Source organism: Streptococcus infantis, from assembly GCF_047463655.1.
GTDB lineage: Bacteria > Bacillota > Bacilli > Lactobacillales > Streptococcaceae > Streptococcus > Streptococcus infantis_Z.
Genome location: NZ_JASHDM010000027.1, coordinates 1 through 1,321, shown reverse-complemented (window position 1 = coordinate 1,321; position 1,321 = coordinate 1). Strand labels below are relative to the sequence as shown.

Below are 1,321 nucleotides of genomic sequence, written 5' to 3'. Positions count from 1 at the left end.
TTTTGTTGTAGAAAAAAAGTCCCATAAGACCTATAATGAAAAGCGACCAAACCATCATTAGAAAGAATCTTATGGAACAATTAAATTTTATCACAAACTTACTCGGAATTAAAGACAAGAACATCAAAATCTTGGATTATCTTGATGCTGGAACTCATAAAGAAGTCATCGCTAAGCTAGATTATCCTGCTCCTAAGTGTCATCACTGCCTAGGGCAAATGACTAAATATGACTTCCAGAAAGAATCTAAAATCCCCTATCTAGAGTGTGCAGGCTATAAGACACTCATTCGATTGAGAAAACGCCGTTTCCGTTGTAAAGTCTGCGGGAAAATAGCTGTCGCAGAGACTTCCTTAGTCAAAAAGAATCACCAAATCGCGACCATCGTCAACCAGAAAATCACTCAAAAATTAATCGAGAAAGTCCCTATGACGGCTATCGCAGAAAGTCTATCTGTCTCTACTTCGACAGTCATTCGTAAATTGAAAGAATTCAAATTCAAGACAGATTTATCTTTCCTTCCAACTCACATGTCTTGGGATGAATACAGCTTCAAGAAAGGTAAGATGAGTTTCATTGCACAGGATTTTGATTCCAGAAAGATCGTAACTATTCTGGATGGACGAACTCAAGCGACTATTCGCAATCATTTTCTTCGTTATTCTAGTCAGGTGAGAAGTCGCGTGAAAGTCATTACAATGGATATGTTTAGTCCCTATTACGATATTGCCAGAAAACTTTTTCCTAATGCTAAAATCGTTCTCGACCGCTTTCACATTGTCCAACATCTCAGTCGAGCTATGAATCGTCTTCGTATCCAAATCATGAATCGTTTTGATCGTAAATCGCACGAATATAAAGCATTAAAACGTTACTGGAAACTCATTCAACAGGATAGCCGTAAACTTAGTGATAGACGTTTTTATCGTCCTACTTTTCGCTCACACTTGACCAATAATGAGATTCTCGAAAAGCTCCTTGCATACTCTCAAGAACTTAGAAAGCACTATGAACTCTATCAACTATTACTGTTTCATTTCCAAGAGAAACAAACAGACAATTTCTTTGAACTGATTGAAGAAACGATTTCTTGTGTAAATCCTATTTTTCAAACTGTTTTTAAGACCTTTTTGAAAGACAAGGACAAAATCATGAACGCACTGGAACTGCCCTACTCAAACGCGAAACTGGAGGCTACTAATAACCTCATTAAGGTCATCAAGCGCAATGCTTTTGGCTTCCGGAACTTTGAAAACTTTAAAACTAGAATCCTCATTGCTTTGAACATCAAAAAGGAGAGAACCATGTTGGTCCTCTCCAG

Annotated in this window: 1 protein-coding gene; it reads left to right on the top strand. The window is 37.5% G+C overall.

What is annotated here, in order from left to right:
- Positions 1-71: 71 nt before the first annotated feature.
- A partial coding sequence (locus QM877_RS10160; protein WP_414318324.1) for an ISL3 family transposase occupies positions 72-1,321 on the top strand: 1,250 nt, incomplete at its 3' end.